Origin of the sequence: Brevundimonas sp. MEB006b (genome assembly GCF_030209705.1) — a bacterium.
GTDB lineage: Bacteria > Pseudomonadota > Alphaproteobacteria > Caulobacterales > Caulobacteraceae > Brevundimonas.
Map to the genome: position 1 here is coordinate 1 of NZ_JARVRL010000003.1, position 16,344 is coordinate 16,344.

Consider the following 16,344-nt stretch of genomic DNA (forward strand, 5'->3'; position numbering starts at 1 on the left):
GAGAGGCGGATTTGTCAGCAAGCGGATTCTGACAGTCCGGGGGAAGTTTCTCGCAGACTCATGATCGTCGATCAGGAATCGCAGTCCCCGAGCCTGTTCGGGGCCCGCAAATCCGGGCGTTTCGCCTTTTCAGGCCCCGCCGAGACGCGACATCAGCTCTGGATCCTGCTCGGAAGCCGCGACCTCATTATCGAAGGCGCGTTGGGCGTCCGCCTCTTCCGAGAAAGTCGCCGGGTCGGACAGCCGCAGGCTTGAGACCCTATAGACATCGTCCTTCTGCTCAAGCGTGACGCCGCTGCGGGCGTGGAGGATGCGGGCGTCCATCGTCATTGGGCTGGTCTCCTGTTCCGATGCAGAACGCACCAATCGGCCGGATGGCTCTCCTCAATCGCCAGAAAGACCGTCGACGAGGCGCGAGCGCAGCTCTTCGTCATCCAGTCCCTTCACGACGATCATTTTCGAGCGCGACTGTCCGCCGCGTCCGACGCTGATCGACGACTTCGGCACGCCAAGGCTTTTGGCCAGCATCCGGATCAGGGCGTCGTTGGCCTCTCCCTCGATCGGACGGGCGCGGACGCGCACCTTGAGCACGGGTCGTCCCTCGGCGTCGGTCGCCCAGCCATCAATGCGATCGGCCGCAGCGCCGGGCTGCAGCCTTATGGGCAAGTTCGCCATGCCGTCCTCTGCGGGCAAGAAAAAGGGCGCGGCTCCGATCGGCGCCGCGCCCTCTTCAGATCGATTCGACCTGGGCCTAGCCTAGGGCGGCCATTAGTTCCGGCACGACCGTCTTGTAGTCGCCGACCAGACCATAGTCCGCGACCTGGAAGATCGGGGCGTCCGCATCCTTGTTGATGGCGACGATGGTCTTGGAGTCCTTCATCCCGGCCAAGTGCTGAATGGCGCCCGAGATGCCGATGGCGATGTAGAGCGCCGGGGCGACCACCTTGCCGGTCTGACCGACCTGATAGTCGTTGGGCGCATAGCCGGCGTCGACCGCCGCGCGCGAGGCGCCGATGGCGGCCCCCAGCTTGTCGGCGAGCGGCTCCATCACGGCATGGAACTCGTCCGCCGAGCCCAGGGCGCGACCGCCCGAGACGATGATCTTGGCGGCGCCCAGTTCGGGCCGGTCCGACTTGACCATTTCCTCGGACACGAAGGCCGTCTTGGGCGCATCGGCGCCGGCGACGCTCTCGACCGGGGCCGAACCGCCATCAGCAGCGGCCGCGAAGGCGGTCGGTCGCACCGTGATCACCTTCTTGGCGTCCGACGACTGGATCGTCTCCAGCGCATTGCCGGCATAGATGGGGCGCACGAAGGTATCGGCCGACACCACCTCGACGATATCCGAGATCGGCGCGACATCCAGCTTGGCGGCCAGACGCGGGGCGAAGTTCTTCCCGTCCGTGGTCGCCGGCGTCAGGATGGCGCCGTAAGCCCCGGCCAGCGGCAGGACGGTCGCCTCGACCGCCTCGGCCAGCATCTTGCCCAGACCGGCGCTATCAGCCAGCAGCACCTTGCGGACGCCGGCGATCTTGGCGGCGCTGTCGGCGGCGGCCTGCGCCCCCTGCCCGAGGACCAGGACGTCCACATCGGACGACAGGCTCAGCGCGGCTGTCACGGTCTTGTGGGTGGTGTCGCGAACGGTCGAACCGTCGTGATCGGCGATGACGAGGACAGCCATATTACAGCGCTCCCGCAGACTTGAGCTTGGAAACCAGTTCGGCCGCATCGGCCACCTTGACGCCGGCCGACCGCTTGGGCGGCTCGGTGACCTTGATGACCTTCAGGCGGTCGGCGACATCGACGCCGTAGTCGGCGACCGCCTTCATGGCGATCTCCTTCTTCTTGGCCTTCATGATGTTCGGCAGGGAGGCGTAGCGCGGCGTGTTCAGCCGCAGGTCCACCGTCACCACCGCCGGAAGTGCGGCGGCGATCGTCTGCAGACCGCCATCGACCTCGCGCGTGACCGTCGCCTTGCCGGCGTCGATCACCAGCTTGCCGGCGAAGGTCGCCTGAGGCCAGTCCAAGAGGGCGGCCAGCATCTGGCCCACCGCATTGTTGTCGCCGTCGATGGACTGTTTGCCCATCAGGACAAGATCGGGCTTTTCTTCCTCGACCACCGCCTTCAGCAGCTTGGCGACAGCCAGCGGCTCGAGATCCGTGTCCGACTGGATCAGCAGACCCCGATCCGCGCCCATGGCCAGCGCCGTGCGGATCGTTTCCTGGGCCTGGGTCACGCCTATGGAGACCACGACGATTTCCGTCGCGGTGCCGGCCGCATGGTGTTCCTTGCCTTCCTTCAGACGAACCGCCTCTTCGACGGCGATCTCGTCGAAGGGGTTCATGCTCATCTTGACGTTGGCCAGATCGACGCCCGACTGATCCGCCTTGACGCGGGCCTTGACGTTATAGTCGATCACCCGTTTGACGGGGACGAGTACCTTCATGGGTCTATCCGTGAAATCGCCTGAATGTGTGGGCAGGACATGGAGCGGTCGCGAAGGCCTGTCAACGTAACGCGGGGTCAAGCTGCGGCTTCGATCCCTATCCAACGGACCACGAGATGAAGCGTTTCCTGACCTTTCCCCGCCTGGCGATGATCTTCTTCGGCCTGTTCGGCATCACAGTCGTCGGGATTTTCGCCCTGCAGGACTATTGGGTCGCGCCCGGCAAACGCTGCGAGGCGGCCGGCAAATGGTACGACATGGAAAGCCGTATCTGCGCCCAGCCCATCTCGATCGCCCAGATCACCGGCCGCCCCAATGGCGTGTCGCGCGCCGAGGCGTCGGCCGAGAAGAACCGCGAGCTGGTTCGCATAGAACAGGACCTCGCCGCCCAGAGCCGCGCCCGCGCCGCAGAGGCCGAGCGTCAGAAAGCCGCACTGGCGGCGGCGCGTCCCGCCGCCTGACCGGTTTCGCCTAACGGGTCGCGCCGGGCTTCCATTTGATGTCGCTGGCGCCGTTGGCGTTGGCGCGTCGCGCGGCGACGAACAGATGGTCGGAGAGGCGGTTCAGATATTTGACCGCTTCGACATTCACGGCCTCGCCGTTTTCGATCAGGCGCACCGCCTCGCGTTCGGCCCGTCGGCAGACGGTGCGCGCGACATGCAGATGGGCCGACAACGGCGCGCCGCCCGGCAGGATGAAGCTGTCGAGCGCCTTCAGGCTCTCGTTCATCCAGTCGATTTCCTGCTCAAGGCGCGCAACCTGGCTCTCGACGATGCGCAAGGCCTCCCAGGCCGGCGGCGGGTCCAGAGGCGTGGCCAGATCGGCGCCCAGGTCGAACAGCTCATTCTGGATCCGGCCCAGCATGGCGTCGATCCGGTCGTTCTGGCCGCTGTTCAGCCGGGCGACCCCGATCACCGCGTTCAGCTCATCCACCGCGCCATAGGCCTCGACCCGAGCATCGCTCTTGGACACAGGCGCGCCAGACGCCAGACGCGTGCGACCGTCGTCGCCCGTGCGGGTGTAGATTTTGTTCAGCGTCACCATGATCAGGCTCCCTGCGTCGCCTTCCACATCATGCCGACGACCAGCAGGATGACGGCGACCGCCTGAAGCCCGACGCGCAGACGCATCAGCTTGTTGGAATGGCTGCGCGCATAGTCCCCGCCCCGGAACAGCGAATAGAGGCCGAAGCCCAAGGTGATCGTCACGGCCAGGATCGCGAGGATGATCAAAATGTCGAAAATCTGCATGCCGCCGTTCTAGACCCGGATCGCCGTCACGCGCCAGCGCAGCGCTCAAAGCCATTGTCCGGCGCGCAGGATCGAACGGCAGAAGTTCGCCGACCGCAGATATTTTATTTCCCGAGCTAAGCCATTTGGTGACGATTGTTGGCGTAACGTCAGCGCCATGACTGATCGCGCCGTCCGCAACCTGGAGCACCTCAAGAGCTCGGCCTCCACAGCTCGCGTGCTGAATCTGCTGCGCGTGTGGGAGGAGAACGGCGACAGCGCGCCCGACGGCGCCGTGCGCAATCCCGACTGGGCGGCGCGTCCGATCTTCCGTACGGCGGCGCTGAACCGCGCCCTGATCATCAAACATCGTCTGCGGCGCAATGAGACCGATCTGTTCACCGGCCGACGCCAGGTCGCGACTAAGGTCGTCATCCCCATCGACGATGCCGACTTGAAGACCGGCGGCCGATACGTCTTCGTCAATCAGATCGGCTTTGAGCGGATGATGATGGAGGCGTTCGGCGTTGCGCCCAACCATCCCGACATCGAGACCCTGCGCCTGATCGATAAGCTGCCGTCTCTGGACCCCTTCCTGCTGCGAGAACAGCTGCGTCGCGGCGGCCTGGACCCCTCGCCCTGCTACTTCTCGATCAGCGACAGTGATCTTCAGCGCATGCTGGCCTTCGTCCGCAGCGAGATCGAGCCGCTGGTCACGCTGAGCCTGGGCGCGGATACGATCGCAGTGAACTCGGATTCGGCCGGGCGGATGGCGTCCAAGATTCTGTCGAACACGCCCGGCGATCAGCTGGACGCCCTGCGACTGACCCTGCGCCTGGCGCCCGAACAGTATCAGGAGGGCGTCTTTTGCTGGAAAGGCTTCCTCTATTACAAATGGACGCTCGCCGCCCTGCTGGGCGAGGTCGCCGGCGTCGCCGAGGCCGTGCGCACCATCAAGCCCGTCGGCAAGGTCGATCGCGCCGCCAAGGAATATCTTGCGCGGAGCCGCGATGTCCTGCGCGGCCGCATCATCAAGACGTGCGACGAGGTCAGCAGAACCCTGCGCGTCTATGACGACGCCTACGCCAAATTGACCCAGGAAGGCCGCCCTATCGCTTTCCGTGACTTCCTGCTGGACGCCCCCTCCATGTTCGCAAAGCTGGGCGACCAGCTGGGCGCCGTCCAGCACATCGTCAGCTACTGGCGCTTCCGCTTCGGCCCGTCGGCCTCTCCGGTGAACGTCGAGGAGCTGATGGACATCTTCATGGACTTCGAAACCGGCCTGCTCGGCCGCGGCGAACTCCCCGACGACATCGGCATGATCGCCGCCTAGCCCGATCCTAGTGCGCCGCGTCCCAGTTCGACGCCGCGCGGGCATCTACTACGAGGGGCACGGTCAGGGCCACGGCTGGGTCCGAAGCGTTTTCCATCACGCGTTTGATGACGGCGACGGCGCGGTCGGCCTCGGCTTCCGGCGCCTCGAACACCAGTTCGTCGTGGACCTGAAGCAGCATGCGCGTGCTGAGGCCGGCTTCGGTCAGGGCGGCGGGCATGCGGATCATGGCGCGGCGGATGATGTCGGCGGCCGCGCCCTGGATCGGGGCGTTGATGGCGGCACGCTCGCCGAACTGGCGCTCGGCGCCGGACTTGGAGTGGATGGCCGGGATGTGTATCCGGCGGCCGAAGACGGTCGAGACGAAGCCCGTCTGGCGGACCTCGGCCTTGGTCTTGTCCATATAGGCGCGGATGCCGGGGAAGCGCTCGAAATAGGTCTTGATATAGGCCCCCGCCTCGCCCTGATCGATGCCCAGCTGATTGGCCAGGCCGAAGGCTGAAATGCCGTAGACGATGCCGAAGTTGATCGCCTTGGCGCGACGGCGGGTCTCGGACGGCATGCCCTCGACCGGCACGCCGAACATCTCCGAGGCCGTCGCCGCGTGAATATCCAGCCCCGCCTTGAAGGCGCGCTTCAGTTCGAAAATATCGCCGATATGGGCCAAAAGGCGCAGCTCGATCTGGCTGTAGTCGGCGCTGATCAGGACATTGCCCGGCGCAGCGATGAAGGCCTGGCGGATTTCGCGGCCCGTCTCGGTGCGGATGGGGATGTTCTGCAGGTTGGGATCGCTGGATGCCAGACGGCCCGTGGTGGCGGCGGCCAGTTGATAGCTGGTGTGAACGCGGTCCGTCTTGGGATCGGCCGCCGCGGTCAGGGCATCCGTATAGGTGCCCTTCAGCTTCGACAGCTGGCGCCAGTCCAGGATGGCGCGCGGCAGATCGTGGCTGAGAGCCAGTTCCTCCAACACGCTGGCGTCGGTGCCCCACTGGCCCGAGGCGGTCTTCTTGCCGCCCGGCAGGTTCAGTTCGCCGAACAGGATCTCTCCGATCTGGCGCGGCGAACCGATGTTGAAGGGCCGCCCGGCGATCTCATGGGCCTGGGCCTCCAGCTCGGCCATGCGCAGGCCGAACTCGCTGGATAGGCGCTTCAGTCGGTCGGGATCGATGCGAACGCCGTTCAGCTCCATGTCCGCCAGCACCGTTGGCATGCCGCGCTCGAGCGTCTCATAGACGGTGGACAGGCCCTCACGCGCCAGACGGGGTTTCAGAATACGCCACAGCCGCAGCGTCACATCCGCATCCTCGGCGGCATATTCCGAGGCCGGTTTCAGCGCGACGTGCTTGAAAGATTTCTGGCTCTTGCCGGCGCCCGCCACGCTCTTGAATGCGATCGGCTCGTGGCCCAGGTGCAGGCGCGCCAGCTCGTCCATTCCGTGCCCGTGCAGTCCGCCCTCCAGCACATAGGAGACCAGCATGGTGTCGTCATAGGGCGCGACGCGGATGCCCCGACGCGCCATGACGGCGATGTCGTATTTGGCGTTCTGAAGCACCTTCAGGACCGACGGGTCTTCCAGAAGCGTCTTCAGCTTCGCCAGGGTCGTGGGCTTGTCCAGCTGATGGATCGGCTCGGGCGCCTCGCCCGTTTCGCCAAATAGTCCGCCCTCGCCGGACTGCGGCTCGTGCTCGTGCGTCAGGGGGATGTAGCAGGCCTCGTTCGGCCCCACCGCCAACGACACGCCGCACAGACCCGCGTGGGTCGCCGACAGCGTGTCGGTCTCGGTGTCGAAGCCGACGACGCCGACCTCGGTCGCGCGCGCGATCCAGCGATCCAGCGCCTCATCGGTCTGGACGCATTCGTAAGCCGCGTGATCGAAGGTCTGAACCTCGGCCGGGCCTTCGACGACCTGGCCGTAGCGAGGGGTCGCGACCGGCGCGTTCAGGTTCGTCGCGCGCTTGGGCGCAAAGGCCGAGACGTCGCTGGGCCCGGCCTTGCCGTCGCCGACGCGGCGCTGCAGCGAGCGGAACTCCATCGTCTCCAGAAAGGCCGACAGGATCGCGGGATCGGGATCGCGCACAGCGAAATCGTCGATCGCCTCGGGCGCCGGCGCATCGCAGGTCAGGCGCACCAGCTCGCGCGACAGACGGATCTGGTCGGCGAAGTCGATCAGAGTCTGGCGGCGCTTGGGCTGTTTGATCTCACCGGCATTGGCCAACAGGGTGTCCAGATCGCCATATTCGTCCAGCAGCTGCGCCGCCGTCTTCGGTCCGATGCCTGGCGCGCCGGGGACGTTGTCCACGCTGTCGCCGATCAGGGCCTGCAGGTCGACCATCTTCTCAGGCGCAACCCCGAACTTTTCGAAGACCTCAGGCTCGGCCAGACGCCGATCCTTCATCGGATCCCACATCACGACGCCGCCGCCGATCAGCTGCATCAGGTCCTTGTCCGACGAGACGATCACCGCCTCCCCGCCTGCATCGCGCGCCTTGCAGGCGTAGGTGGCGATCAGGTCGTCGGCTTCATAGCCGGGCAGTTCGACGCAATGCACGCCGAACGCCGCCGTCGCCTCGCGCACCAGCGGGAACTGCGGGATCAGATCTTCGGGCGGCGGCGGGCGGTGGGCCTTGTATTGATCGTACAGGGTGTTGCGGAACGTCTTTTCCGAGTGGTCGAAGATGGCCACGAGATGGGTCGGACCATCGGCGCCCTTCATGTCCTTCAGCAGCTTCCACAACATGTTGCAGTAGCCCTGGACCGCGCCGACCGGCAGGCCGTCGGACTTTCTCGTTAATGGCGGCAGGGCGTGATAGGCGCGAAAGATGTAGGCCGAGGCGTCGATCATCCACAGACGCAGCGCAGGGCCGTCCTGCGTCATCGGGCGTTCGGTTTCTGGATTTTCGGGCGCAGTCGTCTCGGTCATGGCGGGAACATAGGGCTCCTACGCCCCCGCGTCAGCGTCAGAATTCGGTCCAGCTCGATCCCGGATCGCGTTGACCCGGCTGGGCCTGCTGCTGGCCCCAGGACACGACCATGAAGGCCTTATGGCTGCGGATGCGATAGGTGCCGATCATCGGCACCACCGCGCCCAGCGGCGCACCGGTCTTGGCTTCGTAGAGGAAGCCGGAAAACTCTGCGACCCCGACCCGGTCCCGGTGGCTGTAGACCGACAGTTCCGGCAGGGAGACGACGTTGAAGGTCTCGTTGATCGGGATCCGCATTTCGGGAATGCCGAAGACCCGCCGCATCTGCTCCAGCGAAAGCGCGCCGGCGCGGATTTCGAACACGGCGTTCGCCTCGTCCTTGTTGCGGGCCAGGCTGAAACCGGCGTCCGAGATCGCCCCCCGGATCGCGCTGACGGCGTAGCGAGTGCCCTCGCCTTGGAAATAGGCGTCGTCGATGAAGACCGAAGCGCCCGTCGGCAGCGGCAGGACCAGCCCCTCGACCGCCCGGTCCGAGGCGCGCGCCAAGAGCAGCTGCTCCGTCGCCGTGCGGCCGGTGTTGCTTTCGGTGGTCGAGGCGCAGGCCGACAGCACGACCGCCGCAACCGTCAGCAGAGCCGCCGTCCGCGCCGTCATCACCAGGCGCCGACGTTCGGCATGGAGACCCAGGGCTCGGCCGGCGCCAGCGGCGCGCCTTCCTGAAGCAATTCGATGGAGATGCCGTCGGGCGAGCGGACGAAGGCCATGTTGCCGTCGCGCGGCGGACGGTTGATCGTCACCCCGCCGTCCATCAGCTTTTGGCAGGCGGCGTAGATGTCATCGACCTTATAGGCCAGGTGACCGAAGTTGCGGCCGCCCTGATACTCTTCCGGATCCCAGTTGAAGGTCAGCTCGACCTCGGGGCAGCGTTCCGCCGCCGACTGTTCCAGATTCTTGGGCGCGGCGAGAAACACGAGCGTGAACCGGCCCGCCTCGTTCTCGGTGCGGTGCACCTCCTGCAGACCCAGAAGGTCGCAATAGAAGTGCAGCGAGGCGTCGATGTCCTTTACCCGGACCATGGTGTGCAGATAGCGCAAGGCTCGTCTCCGTCCGAACAGCGTGTCAGCCGTCTATAGACCCAACCGCCGCAACACCGCGACTGAACTGAGGTTACGGTCTCAGTGGGCCTCGGGCGCGCGGGCGGCGGGGCTCAGATATTCGTTCTCGTCGTGGGCCTGGGCCGACAGGACGAAACGCCGGTCGCAATAGCCGCACTCGATGAAGTCGTCCTCGCCCATGTCCATATAGACCAGCGGATGGCCCAGGGCCCCGCCGCCGCCGTCGCAGGCCACGCGTTTGGTCGAGACGACGATCTCTTCGGGCGGCGGGATGATGGCGTCGGAATGGCGGGGAGGCATGGTCCGGTCCGGGTCTGAAAGGCTTGCGCGCTTCCTAGGCGGACCGGCCCCGAAGGTCAAACCTCGCTGGGCGCCGCCGGGCGACGGCCCAGAAGACGATTCAGCATCGCTTTGCGCTTCTTAAACAAGGTCAGGCCTAGACAGGCCGCGCCAACCCACAGACCGATCTCGCCGATCAGCAGCAGGGCGGCGCCGGCGATGGCGGCATGTGTCATCTCGATCTGATCGGTCTTGCCCGCCAGCAGCGCCAGTCCTCCACCGACATAGCCGATGGCGCAGACCGCCATGGCGACGAAGCCGATCAGGCGGGTGCGGGTCAGAGGCGTTTTGGCTTTTTGAACGGGGGTCACGGCGATCTCCATCAAGGTCGGTTGTCTTTATGACAAGCAAGCTAGACATATAGACGGGTTACGTCAAGCACCATTGACACATAGACAGGTCTGCTTGCCGGATGGTGTCGGCGAGACAGGTTGGCGATTGCGATCGTGCGCCCTACCTATGCCGCTCGCCGTCCCGTCCGAGTGAATAGCCGACCATGTCAGAGACCCCCGCCCTGCCCGACAACGCCATCGAGGTGCGGGGACTGAAGAAGACCTATGCCGGGTCCAAGAAGGCTGCCCCCAAGACGGCCCTGCGCGGCGTCGATCTGGTCATTCCGCGCGGCTCGGTCTTCGGCCTGCTGGGCCCGAACGGCGCCGGCAAGTCGACTCTGATCAACATCCTGGCCGGGGTCGTGAAGAAGTCCGAGGGCTCGGTGACCATCTGGGGCCGAGACATCGATAAGGAGCCGCGCGACGCCGCCGCCGCCCTGGGCGTCGTGCCGCAGGAGATCGTCGCCGACGTCTTCTTCACCCCGCGCGAATCGCTGGAGGTGCAGGCGGGCTTTTACGGCGTGCCCAAGGACGAGCGCCGGTCCGACGAACTGCTGGCCGCGCTGGGCCTGTCGGACAAGGCCAACGCCTATGTCCGCGCCTTGTCCGGCGGCATGAAGCGCCGTCTGATGGTGGCCAAGGCCTTGGTCCACAATCCGCCCATCCTGATCCTGGACGAGCCGACGGCCGGCGTGGACGTCGAACTGCGTCGCCAGCTGTGGGCCTATGTCCGCCGCATCAACGAGGAGGGGGTGACGATCGTCCTGACCACCCACTATCTCGAAGAGGCCCAGGAGCTTTGCGACACCATCGCCATCGTCAACCGGGGCGAGGTGGTGGCCTGCGAGCCGACGCCGCAGCTTCTACGCCGTCTGGACAGCCGCAATGTCGTCGTGACCCCGGAAACGCCCCAGGCGACGCCGCCGGTGCTGGCCGGTTTCGAGGTGACACCTCGTCCGGGCGGCGCCTTCGCGGTCGCCTATAAGAAGGGGCAGTCATCGGTCGAGCAGGTCATCAACGCCGTGCGCGCCGCCGGCGTCACCATCGCCGACATCACCACCGAAGATCCGGACCTGGAGGACGTCTTCCTGGCCCTGACCTACGGCGATGCGTCACGGGTCGACCCGACCAGGGACTAATCGACCTCGGCCAGGAACTCGAAGATCGCCGCCTTGGCCTCGGCCTCGTCCAACATGGGCGCGTGGCCGATGCCGGGAACCTCGACATAGGCCAGGGTTGGAGCCGCCCTCTTCATCCGCGCGGCGATGTCAGCGCTCAGCAGATCCGAGGCAGCGCCCCGCACCAGCAGCGTCGGCTTCTTCTTCGCCAGCCGCCGGAACATCGGCCACAGGTTCGGGACCAGCGCCTTAGCCCCCGCCGCTCGGATCGGCACGGCGATGTCGGGATCGTAGTCCAGCGCGATCTCACCGTCCGGCTGCTGGCGGAAAATGCGCCGGGCGAAGGCGTCCCAGTCCGCATCCGTATAGTGCGGGAAGGCCACCGCATTGATCCGCTTTGCATAGGCCGCCGCATCGGCCCAAGAGCCGATCTCGACGGGCTGACCGCTGTAGGCGGCGATCCGCGCCAGACCTTCCGGCGCCACCTCCGGCCCGATGTCGTTCAGGATGGCTGCGACCACCGCCTTTGGCCGCATCGCCGTCAGCGCCATGGTGATCAACCCGCCCATCGAGGTGCCAACGAAGACCGCGCGGTCGATCCCGGCATGCTCCATCAGGGCCAGTACGTCGCGCGCATAGACATCGAGCATATAGGTCATGGGGTCGGGCGCACGGTCTGACAGGCCGCGCCCGCGCACATCCACCGCCAGCACCCGCCGCCCGCTCTGGGCTAGCAGCGGTGCGATGGCTTCGAAATCGGCGCTGTTGCGGGTCAGACCATGGATGGCGATCACCGGCGGCCGCGCGACGCCGGGACCGGGCGCATAGTCCCGCGCAAAGAGCGTGAGACCATCCGGCGAGGTCCAGCGGCGTTCAGCGAATGGATAGGGCGCGCTCATTAGCGATCTCCTCCGATTTTGGATCAGAGTAATTCGCCAGGCGAGGAAATGCGACGCCTGGTCTTAGAGACCCACCACATCGCGCACGAAAGCGTCCAAGTCCCCGCCTTCGAAGCGATAGCCCTGCACCCCGGCGCGCTCTCCGGCCTGCAGATCGCGCGTCTGATCGCCGATGATGAAGGACTGCGTCGGATCCAGATCGTGCTCGGCGATGGCGCGCAGCAACATGCCCGGATTGGGTTTGCGGTCGGGATGATCGGGATGGCGATAGCGCGCCTCGATCGCCTCGGGATGGAAGGGCGCGGAATAGACGGCGTCGATGATCGCCCCCTCATCGGCCAGTCGCGCGACCAACAGATCGTTGAAGGCGTTCATCGTCTCTTCGCTGAACAGGCCCCGCGCCACGCCCGACTGGTTCGTCACGATCACGGTGCGATAGCCGGCCTCGTTCATCCGCCGCACCGCCGCCGCCGCGCCCGGGATCAGCGTCAGATGCTCCGGACGATGCGGATAACCACTGTCCTCGATCAGCACCCCGTCCCGATCCAGAAAGGCGGCGGGCAGGCCGGTCATGCGTCGCTCCGAAGCAGTTCAGAAAAGGCGGTCATCAGGTGATAGAGGCTGGACGCCGGCGCCGCCGCATCGTGCGAGCGGCAGTCGGCGTCGTAGCTGTCCACCCATAGGCCCGGCACGGCGGTCGCCAGATGCGTGTCGAACACGGTGGCGATCAGTGCCGAAACGCCTGCGTCGCCAAAACTCAACCCCGTGCGAATGGCCTCGGTTTGGGCCCACAGACGCCGCCCGCCATCCAGCACCTCTCCCGTCGGGCCGATCTCGCGGATGGCGAATCCGTCGCGGTAACCCTGCGTTGCCGCCCGACGATGCAGCGCCGTGGCCAGATCTGAATCGTCCCCGCTCTGTTTCAATAGCCAGGCCCATTCTTCGAGGTGGCCCGGCTCGATCACATGACCCGTCGCTGGATCGGCGGACCAATCCTCGGTGAAATATTCGCGGATCGCGCCGTCGACCAGGAAGCGGTGTTTGCACAGGTCCAGCGACACCCGCGCCGCCGCTTCGAACGCTGGGTCGGGCGCAATCGCCTGCCAGGCCAGCATCGCCTCCAGCATATGCATGTGGGGATTTTGACGCCGCGGCAGGCGTGGCGGCAGGGCCTCCTCCCATCCCCCATGCGGAGACGCCATCAACCGATCGATTGCAGCCAGCGTCTCAAGCGCCAGAGGCCGCGCTCGCGCATCACCCATGACGCGGTGCGCCGCCGCGAGCGCGAACAGGACGAAGGCCAGATCGTAAAGATCAGGCGTCTCATTGACCACCATGCCGTCGTCATCGGTTGCCGAGACCCAAAGGCCGTCGTGACGTCGGCGACTGGATATCAGTTGATCCAGCCCGGCCTTGGCCACCGCACGGCCCTGCGCCCATCCCAAGGCGGCCGCTTCGCAGAACACATAGATCTGGCGCGCCTGAACCCGCGTGCGGCGACGAAGACCGGTCACCGGCCGGCCGTCGAAATCCAACTGCTCGAAGAAACGCCCCTGCGCATCCACGCCCTGCTCGGCCCACAGCGGAAGGGCTTGGTCGAACAGCCAGTTCGAGACCCTGGTCCGGGCGGCGGAAAGCGTCGTCATGGCGCTGGCTTAGGACGCAAGCCGACGGGCGCCAAGACCTGTGTGCGGTAGCAAAGGGCAACGCGATGTGACGCCGCGCGATTTGGCCCGCGCGCCCGATCTTGCTAGGACGACCCGACATTCGCGGCCCGCCTGTCCGGCCGCCGCCCCCGATCCCCCGTGGAGAGCGTCCCCCATGATCCCCTTCATCGACCTTCAGGCCCAGCGCCAACGCCTCGGCGGCAAGATCGAGGCCGCCGTTCAGGAAGCCGTCGTCGGCGGCGCCTGGGTCATGGGTCCGCAGGTCCGCCAGTTCGAGGCCGACCTCGCCGCCTTCGGTCAGGCCAAACACGCCTTGGGCTGCGGCAACGGCACCGACGCCCTGATCCTGCCGTTGATCGCCTGGGGCGTCCGCACCGGCGACGCCGTCTTCTGCCCCAGCTTCACCTTCACGGCCACGGCCGAGGTCGTGCCGTGGCTGGGCGCCTCGCCTGTGTTCGTGGACGTCGACGCCCACACCTACAATATGGACCCGGCCAAGCTTGAGGCGGCCATCGAAGCGGTCAAGGCCGAAGGTCGCCTGACGCCCAAGGTGGTCATCGCCGTCGATCTGTTTGGTCAGCCGGCCGACTATCCCGCCATCCGCGCGATCTGCGATCGCCACGGGCTCAAGCTGATCTCGGATTCGGCGCAGGGCTTCGGATGCACCCTGAACGGCGACCATCCGCTGAAGTGGGCCGATGTCACCACGACCAGCTTCTTCCCGGCCAAGCCTTTGGGCTGCTACGGCGACGGCGGGGCGGTGCTGACCGACGACGACGATCTGGCGCAGGAAATGGATTCCCTTCGCGTGCACGGCAAGGTCGTCGCCAAGGACCTGGAGGCCGGCGCCGCCGCCTTCGCCCACGACCCCAAATATCTGGCCATGCGCATCGGCATGAACAGCCGGCTGGACACCATCCAGGCCGCCATCCTGATCGAGAAGCTGAAGGTCTTCGGTCAGGAGATCGAGTGGCGCAACCGGATCGCCGCCCGCTACAACGAACACCTCGCGCCCCATGTCTCGGCCGTGCCCCACGTCATCGACGGCGGCGTTTCCATCTGGGCGCAATACACGATCGAGCATGAGGACCGCGACGGGCTGGCCGCGCACCTGAAGGATCAGGGCGTGCCCACCGCCGTCTATTATCCGGTGCCCATGCACATGCAGCCGGCCTATCAGCGCTTCCCTCAGGGTGCGGGCGGCCTGCCCGTCACCGAACGGCTGAGGGACCGGGTCCTCAGCCTGCCGATGCACGCCGATCTGGACGAGGCGACCCAGGACAAGGTCGTCGCCGCCGTCGCCAGCTACAAGGGCTAAGCCTATGCCGAACACCCCCGCCCTCAAGATCGGCGTCGCCGGCGTCGGCGTCATGGGCCGCAACCATGCGCGCGTCGCCTCCGAGATGCGCGAGTTCGACCTGACCACCGTCTTCGATCCCGATGCGATGACGGCCGAGGGCGTCGCCGCCGCCTATGGCGCATCGCCTGTCACGACGGCCCAGGCCTTCGTCGACGCCGGCTTGGACGCCGCCATCGTCGCCACGCCCAACCGGTTCCACGCCGAGATTGGCGTCGCCCTGCTGGAAAAGGGCGTCCACGTCCTGGTGGAAAAGCCGATCGCCGCCAGCGTCGCCGACGCCCAGCGCATGATCGATGCAGCCAAGGCCAATGACCGCGTTCTGATGGTCGGTCAGGTCGAGCGCTTCAATCCGGCGGTCGAAACCGTCAAGCGGGCCGTGACTGACGACGACATCATCTCGATCCAGATCACCCGCGTCGGTCCGTTCCCGCCCCGCATGGGCGAGGTCGGCGTGGTCATCGATCTGGCCGTACACGACATCGATATCATCCGCCACCTGACGGGTTCCGAGATCGTCGAGGTCCAGCCGCAACTGGCCCGCACCCGCGCGGACCGCGAGGACACGGCCCTGCTTCAATTCCGCCTGGACAGCGGCGTGATCGCCCATATCACCACCAACTGGGTCACCCCCTACAAGACCCGCACCCTGCAGGTCGCGACCAAGACCAAGTTCATCGTCGCTGATCTGATCACGCGCCAGGTCACCGAATATTTCGGCCAGCAGCCGGACGGCTCCTATTCGACCCGGATGCTGAACAGCTGGCCGGCCGAACCGCTGAAGAAGGAGCTGGAGGCCTTCGCCCGCGCCATCACGACCGGCGAAACGCCGGCCGTCACCGGCGAAGACGGCCTGCGCAATCTCGAGGTCGCGCTGCGCTGCCTCGGCGAACGCTGATCGGATCAGGCCCCGTTCTCGCCGCAAAACCTGAGGAAGAGAAACGTATGCGCCGTATCACCGCCACCGCTCTCGCCCTGATCGCCGTCGGTTCGGCGGCGGCGCCCGCCCATGCGGACACCCGCTACCTGGCCTATAATGCGTCGGACCGGATCACCCAGGCGCTGACCAAGGGCGTCACCTTGCAGGTGCGGCGCGGCCTTTTCGGCGCGGTGCAGGTGGAGCGTCTGTTCTCCACCACCGCGCGCGGGACAGCAGGCTTCACGCGCGGCGGGCCGGACGCCGCGCGACGCGTCCTGCCCCAAGGCGCCGAGGAAAACGACATCTACGCCATCGATCAGGACGGCGACGGCCGCGGCCTATCGCGCGCCCTGTGTCCCGGCGCCGACGAGGTCTGGCTGATCATGGGCCGCGTGCGTGCGCCCCGTCCCCTGACCATGCAGGCGGTGGGTCGGTGGTCGGACGGCGCCTATCGGCACTGCGTAACGCTCAGCTACGACTGGCGCGGCGAATGGGCGACGGCCCCGCAAGCGCAAACGCCGCGAGACTGATCCGCTGCCGGACTGCTTCATAATCAGCACGCGCAAGCGGGTAATTATGACGATTTGACTTTTATAATCGTCAGTGACACTTTTAGCACAGGAACGGCGGCGGCCGTTCTACCGCCCTGGAATATCCCCCTCCCCGGC

General features: G+C 66.2%; 20 protein-coding genes. 6 read left to right on the forward strand and 14 right to left on the reverse strand.

All coding sequences use genetic code 11. From position 1 onward, the window contains the following. Positions 1-129: 129 nt before the first annotated feature. From QRN13_RS04820 to QRN13_RS04835, 4 genes are all read right to left on the reverse strand, one after another. A complete protein-coding gene (locus QRN13_RS04820; protein ID WP_284877043.1) occupies positions 130-330 on the reverse strand; it encodes a hypothetical protein in 201 nt (66 codons plus the stop codon). A 54-nt stretch (positions 331-384) separates the two neighbouring features. Continuing rightward, positions 385-675, reverse strand: coding sequence for a DUF167 domain-containing protein (locus tag QRN13_RS04825; protein WP_284877044.1), 291 nt, complete (start codon positions 673-675; stop codon positions 385-387). A gap of 76 nt (positions 676-751) precedes the next feature. Continuing rightward, positions 752-1,681 (reverse strand): electron transfer flavoprotein subunit alpha/FixB family protein, encoded by a 930-nt coding sequence (locus QRN13_RS04830; RefSeq protein WP_284877045.1) that lies wholly within the window; start codon positions 1,679-1,681, stop codon positions 752-754. 1 nt (position 1,682) lies between these two features. Further along, positions 1,683-2,447 carry an electron transfer flavoprotein subunit beta/FixA family protein gene (locus QRN13_RS04835; RefSeq protein ID WP_284877047.1) on the reverse strand — a complete coding sequence of 255 codons (765 nt, stop codon included), beginning with the start codon at positions 2,445-2,447 and terminating at the stop codon, positions 1,683-1,685. Between the two features lie 116 nt (positions 2,448-2,563). On the opposite strand from QRN13_RS04835, the gene QRN13_RS04840 reads away from it, so the two are divergent. After that, the gene (locus tag QRN13_RS04840; protein WP_055755047.1) at positions 2,564-2,908 is read left to right on the forward strand and encodes a hypothetical protein; all 345 of its coding nucleotides are present in this window, start codon (positions 2,564-2,566) and stop codon (positions 2,906-2,908) included. Between the two features lie 10 nt (positions 2,909-2,918). Here the strand turns inward: QRN13_RS04840 and QRN13_RS04845 are convergent, their stop codons facing one another. Continuing rightward, positions 2,919-3,491, reverse strand: coding sequence for a cob(I)yrinic acid a,c-diamide adenosyltransferase (locus QRN13_RS04845; protein WP_039246607.1), 573 nt, complete (start codon positions 3,489-3,491; stop codon positions 2,919-2,921). Positions 3,492-3,493: 2 nt separating this feature from the next. Continuing rightward, positions 3,494-3,697 carry a twin transmembrane helix small protein gene (locus QRN13_RS04850; RefSeq protein ID WP_055755048.1) on the reverse strand — a complete coding sequence of 68 codons (204 nt, stop codon included), beginning with the start codon at positions 3,695-3,697 and terminating at the stop codon, positions 3,494-3,496. Positions 3,698-3,854: 157 nt separating this feature from the next. On the opposite strand from QRN13_RS04850, the gene QRN13_RS04855 reads away from it, so the two are divergent. Further along, positions 3,855-5,009, forward strand: a complete 1,155-nt coding sequence (locus QRN13_RS04855) for a hypothetical protein (RefSeq protein WP_199061685.1) — start codon at positions 3,855-3,857, stop codon at positions 5,007-5,009. Positions 5,010-5,016: 7 nt separating this feature from the next. Here QRN13_RS04855 and polA read toward each other — a convergent pair whose 3' ends face one another. The 5 genes from polA to QRN13_RS04880 form a co-directional block, all read right to left on the reverse strand. Next, positions 5,017-7,929 (reverse strand): DNA polymerase I, encoded by a 2,913-nt coding sequence (polA, locus tag QRN13_RS04860; protein WP_284877048.1) that lies wholly within the window; start codon positions 7,927-7,929, stop codon positions 5,017-5,019. 37 nt (positions 7,930-7,966) lie between these two features. Next, on the reverse strand, positions 7,967-8,584 hold the full coding sequence (locus QRN13_RS04865; RefSeq protein WP_017505427.1) for a DUF6655 family protein: 618 nt from the start codon (positions 8,582-8,584) through the stop codon (positions 7,967-7,969). Next, positions 8,584-9,024, reverse strand: a complete 441-nt coding sequence (locus QRN13_RS04870) for a VOC family protein (RefSeq protein WP_284877049.1) — start codon at positions 9,022-9,024, stop codon at positions 8,584-8,586. Before QRN13_RS04870 ends, QRN13_RS04865 begins: the two co-directional genes overlap by 1 nt. A gap of 81 nt (positions 9,025-9,105) precedes the next feature. Continuing rightward, positions 9,106-9,345 (reverse strand): zinc-finger domain-containing protein, encoded by a 240-nt coding sequence (locus tag QRN13_RS04875; protein WP_017505425.1) that lies wholly within the window; start codon positions 9,343-9,345, stop codon positions 9,106-9,108. 56 nt (positions 9,346-9,401) lie between these two features. After that, positions 9,402-9,695, reverse strand: coding sequence for a hypothetical protein (locus QRN13_RS04880; RefSeq protein ID WP_284877050.1), 294 nt, complete (start codon positions 9,693-9,695; stop codon positions 9,402-9,404). 185 nt (positions 9,696-9,880) lie between these two features. On the opposite strand from QRN13_RS04880, the gene QRN13_RS04885 reads away from it, so the two are divergent. Next, positions 9,881-10,855 carry an ABC transporter ATP-binding protein gene (locus tag QRN13_RS04885; protein ID WP_055809533.1) on the forward strand — a complete coding sequence of 325 codons (975 nt, stop codon included), beginning with the start codon at positions 9,881-9,883 and terminating at the stop codon, positions 10,853-10,855. Here QRN13_RS04885 and QRN13_RS04890 read toward each other — a convergent pair. The 3 genes from QRN13_RS04890 to QRN13_RS04900 form a co-directional block, all read right to left on the reverse strand. Next, the gene (locus QRN13_RS04890; RefSeq protein ID WP_284877051.1) at positions 10,852-11,733 is read right to left on the reverse strand and encodes an alpha/beta fold hydrolase; all 882 of its coding nucleotides are present in this window, start codon (positions 11,731-11,733) and stop codon (positions 10,852-10,854) included. The two genes, QRN13_RS04885 and QRN13_RS04890, sit on opposite strands and share 4 nt — an antisense overlap. A 63-nt stretch (positions 11,734-11,796) precedes the next feature. After that, complete coding sequence (locus QRN13_RS04895) at positions 11,797-12,306, reverse strand: D-glycero-alpha-D-manno-heptose-1,7-bisphosphate 7-phosphatase (protein ID WP_284877052.1); 510 nt, start codon at positions 12,304-12,306, stop codon at positions 11,797-11,799. Beyond that, positions 12,303-13,379 carry an AGE family epimerase/isomerase gene (locus tag QRN13_RS04900; RefSeq protein ID WP_284877053.1) on the reverse strand — a complete coding sequence of 359 codons (1,077 nt, stop codon included), beginning with the start codon at positions 13,377-13,379 and terminating at the stop codon, positions 12,303-12,305. The genes QRN13_RS04895 and QRN13_RS04900 overlap by 4 nt, the downstream gene beginning before the upstream one ends. Before the next feature lie 175 nt (positions 13,380-13,554). Here QRN13_RS04900 and QRN13_RS04905 point away from each other — a divergent pair, with 175 nt between their 5' ends. From QRN13_RS04905 to QRN13_RS04915, 3 genes are read left to right on the forward strand one after another with little or no spacing between them, the layout of a single operon-like run. Further along, positions 13,555-14,718, forward strand: coding sequence for a DegT/DnrJ/EryC1/StrS family aminotransferase (locus tag QRN13_RS04905; RefSeq protein ID WP_055755057.1), 1,164 nt, complete (start codon positions 13,555-13,557; stop codon positions 14,716-14,718). Between the two features lie 4 nt (positions 14,719-14,722). Beyond that, complete coding sequence (locus QRN13_RS04910; protein ID WP_284877054.1) at positions 14,723-15,655, forward strand: Gfo/Idh/MocA family protein; 933 nt, start codon at positions 14,723-14,725, stop codon at positions 15,653-15,655. 47 nt (positions 15,656-15,702) lie between these two features. Continuing rightward, the gene (locus QRN13_RS04915) at positions 15,703-16,206 is read left to right on the forward strand and encodes a hypothetical protein (RefSeq protein WP_045810938.1); all 504 of its coding nucleotides are present in this window, start codon (positions 15,703-15,705) and stop codon (positions 16,204-16,206) included. The last annotated feature ends 138 nt before the right edge of the window (positions 16,207-16,344 follow it).